7 protein-coding genes and 1 tRNA gene are annotated in these 5,497 nt (G+C 67.9%); 5 read left to right on the top strand and 3 right to left on the bottom strand.

Annotation, left to right across the window (positions count from 1 at the left end; translation table 11 throughout):
* From VFG33_RS29960 to VFG33_RS29950, 3 genes are all read right to left on the bottom strand, one after another.
* The coding region (locus tag VFG33_RS29960) for a glycoside hydrolase domain-containing protein (protein ID WP_325056340.1) at nt 1-1,093 on the bottom strand (1,093 nt) is incomplete at its 3' end.
* A 110-nt stretch (nt 1,094-1,203) separates the two neighbouring features.
* A complete protein-coding gene (locus tag VFG33_RS29955; protein WP_325056339.1) occupies nt 1,204-1,869 on the bottom strand; it encodes a response regulator transcription factor in 666 nt (221 codons plus the stop codon).
* Nucleotides 1,866-2,990, bottom strand: coding sequence for a sensor histidine kinase (locus tag VFG33_RS29950; RefSeq protein WP_325056338.1), 1,125 nt, complete (start codon nt 2,988-2,990; stop codon nt 1,866-1,868). Before VFG33_RS29950 ends, VFG33_RS29955 begins: the two co-directional genes overlap by 4 nt.
* A gap of 105 nt (nt 2,991-3,095) precedes the next feature.
* Between VFG33_RS29950 and VFG33_RS29945 the strand changes: the two genes are divergently transcribed.
* The 5 genes from VFG33_RS29945 to VFG33_RS29925 form a co-directional block, all read left to right on the top strand.
* The gene (locus VFG33_RS29945) at nt 3,096-3,602 is read left to right on the top strand and encodes a glycine cleavage system transcriptional repressor (RefSeq protein WP_325056337.1); all 507 of its coding nucleotides are present in this window, start codon (nt 3,096-3,098) and stop codon (nt 3,600-3,602) included.
* The gene (locus VFG33_RS29940) at nt 3,599-4,165 is read left to right on the top strand and encodes a peptide deformylase (RefSeq protein ID WP_325056336.1); all 567 of its coding nucleotides are present in this window, start codon (nt 3,599-3,601) and stop codon (nt 4,163-4,165) included. The genes VFG33_RS29945 and VFG33_RS29940 overlap by 4 nt, the downstream gene beginning before the upstream one ends.
* A 44-nt stretch (nt 4,166-4,209) precedes the next feature.
* Nucleotides 4,210-4,290 (top strand) — tRNA-Leu (locus VFG33_RS29935).
* Nucleotides 4,291-4,341: 51 nt separating this feature from the next.
* A complete protein-coding gene (locus VFG33_RS29930; protein WP_325056335.1) occupies nt 4,342-4,818 on the top strand; it encodes an ATP-binding protein in 477 nt (158 codons plus the stop codon).
* 158 nt (nt 4,819-4,976) lie between these two features.
* Nucleotides 4,977-5,497 (top strand): hypothetical protein (locus VFG33_RS29925; RefSeq protein WP_414672994.1); only part of this gene is annotated, 521 nt, incomplete at its 3' end.

Below are 5,497 nucleotides of genomic sequence, written 5' to 3'. Positions count from 1 at the left end.
TGAAGATGTTCGGCTGCAGCATCGAGTGGTACAACGCGGTGTAGAAGGTGGTTCGCTGGTTCTCGCTGCCACCGGTGATCTTGACGTTCTGCAGTTCGTTCTTCCACTGCTTGTAGCCGTCCGCGGCAATCCGGTTCACCGTCGTTCCTGGCTGGATCTCGGTCGCCAGGTTCTTCTCGGCGCCGGCCAGGCTGACATAGGAGATGCCGATCCGCATCCTTACCTTGGCGCCGGGCGCGAAGGTGACGTAGCCGCCGGAGCCCTTACCGGCACGGTCCGCCCCGGTCGCGTAACCCTCGCCGCCGGTGGTCTGCGTGCTGCCGGGGCTGAGGGCCTGGTCCTTCCAGGTGCCGTTGGCAACGATCGGCTGGTCGAAGGACGCGGTGAAGTAGAGCCGGTAGTAGGTCCGCCGGTTGTTGACCCCGCCGTTCGCCCTGCGGCCGCAGAACGCGCCGGTCAGCACGGACCCCGTGACCTCCCGGCCGGCCGGGTCGATGGTGATCTCGGCGTCCTCGCTGCCGTTCAGCGAGTTCGAGGTCCGGAACAGGAGGTTGGCGGCCTGCTCCGTCGGGAAGGCGAAGTCCCCGACGCCCGCCCTGGTGGTGACGGCCAGGTCGGTGGTGACCCCGTTGGCCAGCGTCACCGTGTACCGGCCGGGCTTGGCCGTCTCCTGGGCATGGCTGAAGTTGCTCGCGTACTTCGCATCGCTGGTGTCCGCGGTCGGCGAGGAATCCACCTGACCGGCGTACGGCATGATCGGCACATCACCGGCCGCGCCGGGGTTGCAGCCGGCCCCGTTCACGTGGGTGAGGCTGAACCCCCGGACCCGCGTCGCGTCGTACTGGTAGCCGTTGGCCGCGCCGGTACTGGTCTGGTCGCCTCTGGTACTGGTCGGGCTCCACGAGATCATCCCGAACGGCCGGACCGCGCCGGGCCAGGTGTTCCCGTCCCGCGCCGATCCGATCAGCGGGTCGACGTACGCCGCGGGATCGATCGCGGCCGCAACCGCGGTATCGGCGGGGACAGTCGCGGCCCCGGCCGGGACGGCGGGAAGCAAGAGGGCAACGGCGAGACCGGTGGCAAGCCAGCGCATGAAGAAACCTTCCGTGGGCGGACGGGCTCTGCAACGTTAGAACGCGAGAGTGACCAACGGGTGATCTCCGCGTGTTCCCCCGAGGACATGATCAGAACGCGCTGGCGCTGTCAGCGGGTGTCGTCGAGCAGGCCGGCGTCGTGGACGAGGAGGGCGATCTGGACGCGGTTGTTCAGGTCGAGCTTGGTCAGGATGCGGGACACGTGCGTCTTCACCGTCGGCACGCTGAGGTAGAGCGTCGCGCTGATCTCCGCGTTCGACTTGCCCTCGCCGACCGCGACGGCGATCTGCCGCTCCCGGTCGTTGAGGTCCTCCAGCCGCGCGGTCGCCTTGGTCTTGCGCTGGTCGTGGCCGGATGCCGCGACCCGCGTGATCAGCCGCTTCGTCACGACGGGGGACAACACCGGCTGCCCATTGGCGACCCGGCGGACCGACTCGACGATCTCCCCCGGGGGAGTGTCCTTGAGGATGAACCCGGCCGCCCCCGCGCGCAGCGCGCGCAGTACGTGCTCGTCGGCGTCGAAAGTGGTCAGGATGACGATCTCGGGCGCCTTGGCGCGCGACCGGACCGCCTCGGTCGCGGTCAGCCCGTCGGTACCGGGCATCCGGATGTCCATCAGGACGACGTCGGGCGAGTGTTTGTCGATCAGTGCCTGTACTCCGCTGCCGTCGCTGGCCTCACCCACGACGCGGATGTCCGGAGCGCCACCGAGCATCATCTTCAGCCCGGCGCGCAGCAGCGGATCGTCGTCCACGATCAGGACCCGAATCGTCATGACGGCCACGGTAACCAGGCCGAGATCCGGAAGTCGCCTTCTGCGGTCCGCCCGTGTTCGAGTCGGCCGTCCACCAGGGCGGCGCGCTCGCTGAGTCCGATCAATCCCTGTCCCTGTCCTGATCTCCTGCGGGGTGCCGGGTTCCTGACCTCGACCTCGAGGCCGTTGCCCGGGGCACCGGTCACGCGGATGTTCACCGGCGCGCCCGGTGCGTGCTTCAGCGCGTTGGTGAGACCTTCCTGCACGATCCGGTACGCCGTCCGGCCGACGTGGTCCGGCAAGGTGCCATGGGCATCGAAATCCAGGTCGACGGGCATCCCAGCGCGACGCGAATCCTCAACCAGGGCAGGCAGATCCGCGAACGTCGGCTGAGGTAGCTCGCCCACCGGGGCACGCAGTACGCCGATCACTTCGCGGAGGTCCTGCAGGGCCTGGTGCGCGCTGGCCCGGATGATCTCCGCGGCCCCGGCGACTTCGTCGGTCGTCGCGTCCGGACGGTACGCGAGCGCGCCTGCGTGCACGCTGAGCAGGGACAGCCGGTGGCCCAGTACGTCGTGCATCTCCCGGGCGATCTCCTCGCGGGCTCGCATCTGCGCCTGCTGTGCTTGCAGTTGGGCGACGGTCTCCGCCCGGTCTGCCCGGTCCCGCAGTGCCTGGAGGAGCGTGCGGCGCGAGCGGATGTAGAGACCCCAGCCGACCACGGCGACATACAGGGTCACGACCGTGATGTAGGTGACGATCACAGGATCGTTGTTGGGTCGGATCTCGGTGTAGATCCACAGGCTGAGCAGATTGAAGACCATCAGCCCCAGCGTGACGCGGAGCGGGCAGTAGATGGCCACCGTGATCGTGATCAGCAGCCCTGCCATCGCGGAGGCCTCGGAATAGGTGCCCACGATCGCCGCCAGGATGAACAACTGGATCGGCCAGCGCCGGCGGAACCACAGCAGCACGCACAGCGCCATACCCGAGAAGAGGTCGACGGCTAGGAGCGCTTGCGAAGAGCCGTCGTCCTCGCCGGCGCTGTGCAGCAGGAGTCCGCCCACCACCCCGAACACGAACGCCAGGCTGTCCACGACCCAGTCGCGCACACTGCGCTTGCGCCTGTAGGAAGTGGTCATGAGGTCGAAGATAGTCGCGCGCGCGTGTCGCCGGCGGGTCCTCGCGCCGTCCGGATACCGAAGTCGCGCGGAGTCGAGACTTTGGATGCCGCTAGGTTTGCCCGTATGAGTCAGCTCGCCGTCACCGTCATCGGTCCGGACCGCCCGGGCATCATCGCGGACGTCACCGAGGTCCTCGCCCAGGTCGGGGTCAACCTCGAGGACTCGACCATGACGCTGCTGCGCGGCCACTTCGCGATGATGATCGTCTGCTCGGGTCCCTTCGAGCCGGTCAAGGAGGCGCTGGAGCCGCTCCGCGGTGAACTGGTGATCACCGTGCGGCAGATGGGTCCGGAGACGACTCATGCGCCGATCGGAGCGCCGTACATCCTGAGTGTGCACGGGGCCGACCGGCCCGGGATCGTGTCCGCGGTGACCCGGATGATCGCCTCGGTCGGCGGTACTGTCACCGATCTCACCACCCGGCTCAGTGGCGCCCTGTATGTACTCACGGCCGAGGTGGAGATTCCCCCGAAGGCTGAGCTGGAGATGCTGCAGCGGGCGCTGGAGATCACGGCCGACGAGCTCGGCGTGGGTGTGACGCTGCGCCCGGCCGAGAGCGACGACCTGTGAGCCTCGGCCATCTCAACCAGACCCTCGCGACCTGGAGCCCGGCGCAGCTTGACCTCGTCGGCGATGTCCTGGAGGTGATCCGCGCCCCGCACCCGGTGCTCGCCACCGAGGGCGCGACGGTCGACCCGCTCGACCCGGTGATGATCGCCCTGGCAGCCGATCTGGTGGCGACGATGCGGGTCTCGCCGGGCTGCGTGGGCCTGGCCGCACCTCAGGTGGGCGTGGCCGCCCAGATGTTCGCGCTGGACGTGACGGGCCACCCCAAGACTCGTACGTGTCACGGCGTCTTCGTCCTCTGCAATGCCGTGGTGCTCGAGGCAAGCCGCCAGGAGAAGGCGCGTGAAGGCTGCATGTCTGTCCCGGACCTGACCGGCGACGTGAAACGCGCCACCCGCCTCACTGTCACCGGCACTCTGCCGGGGACCACGGATGAGATCACCCTGAGCACGGACGCCTTCGAGGCGAGGGCGATCCAGCACGAACTCGACCACTGCGCCGGCAAACTCTTCCTTGACCGGGTAGCCGGCGCCCACGCCATCTATCCCCGCCAGGTCTACCTGTAGTTCGGGTTGCCGCGCTGCTTGTAAGGTCAGTGCTTGGCTGTTGGGCCCGGGTGGCGGAACGGCATACGCAGCGAGCTTAAACCTCGCAGCCGAAAGGCATACGGGTTCGAATCCCGTCCCGGGCACGCGCTGGCTGTCCTGTTCTAGGCCCTGGCCCTGGCCCTAGCCTTGGCCTCATGCCGAGGATCTTGGTGACTGGAATGTCCGGCACTGGCAAGTCGGCTGCATTGCGCTTGCTGGGTTTGCAGGGATATCGGGTCGTCGACACTGATACCGACGAGTGGTGCCATTGGGTGACGGACGCCGATGGTTCGGGGGACTGGGTGTGGCGGGAGGATGCCATCACGGCTCTCCTGGCCGAATCCGGCGAAGAAGCCTTGTTTGTGGCCGGTTGCAAGACGAACCAAGGTCGGTTCTACTCGCAGTTCGACCAGATCGTGCTGCTCAGCGCGCCGGCCGAAGTCATGCTGGCCCGCATCGCCGGGCGCACCGATAACCCTTACGGCAAGGGCGACGAGGAGCGCGAGCTGATCCTGCATCACCTGGCCGCGGTCGAACCGCTGCTTCGGGCAACAGCTACCGCTGAGATCGAGACGTCGGTCCCGCTCGACCAGGTCGTCGCCCGCCTCAAGGCCATCGCTGTGGGCGAGTAGGCGCGCAGAAAGCAGACTCCCGCCGAGCCAACCAGATTCGGCCACCTGTATATCCGGTTTGCGGTTCGGGCAGGTGTGACGTTTCCCCTTGTGGATAAGGCCAAGCAGGCCTCTCGCTGGGTAACGCGGACGCGACCAGCTGTAGTAGAATCGAACACATGTTCGCCGCCAATGACCCCGACCACGACGCCCCAGACGTCGCTGGCACCTCAGATGTCGCCGACACCCCAGCTGTCGCCGATGCGCCAGGGATCGCCGGTGCGCGAGGGATCGCCGGTGCGCGAGGTGGCGCCTCTGCGGAGGATGTCGCCGACGGGCGAGGTGTCGGCGATGCGCGAGGTGTCGCTGGTGTCGGCTCTGCGGAGGATGTCGGCGATGCGCGAGGTATCGCTGGTGTCGCCGACGCCTCAGTGGTCGCCGACGGGCGAGGGGTCGCCGATGCGCGAGGGGTTGCTGGTGGCGCCGATGTGGTGGGTGTCGGTGAGGTGTGGGATATCGGGGGTCTGGATGCGGCTGGGACGTTGGCTGCGGCGGCTCGGTCGCATGCGGAGCGGATCCAGTCCGAGGTTGATCTGCTCCGGTTGGGGCAGCATTTCGCTGATCTGCACCCTGGCCGGGCCCGGTACTGTCCCGACGGGTTGTCCGCTGCCGACCTCGATCCGCGGCGGCTCCCGGGCCG

The sequence above is a fragment of the Kribbella sp. genome, assembly GCF_035687465.1.
GTDB lineage: Bacteria > Actinomycetota > Actinomycetes > Propionibacteriales > Kribbellaceae > Kribbella.
The sequence above is the reverse complement of the archived record's forward strand: the minus strand, read 5'-3'. Positions and strand labels throughout refer to the sequence as shown.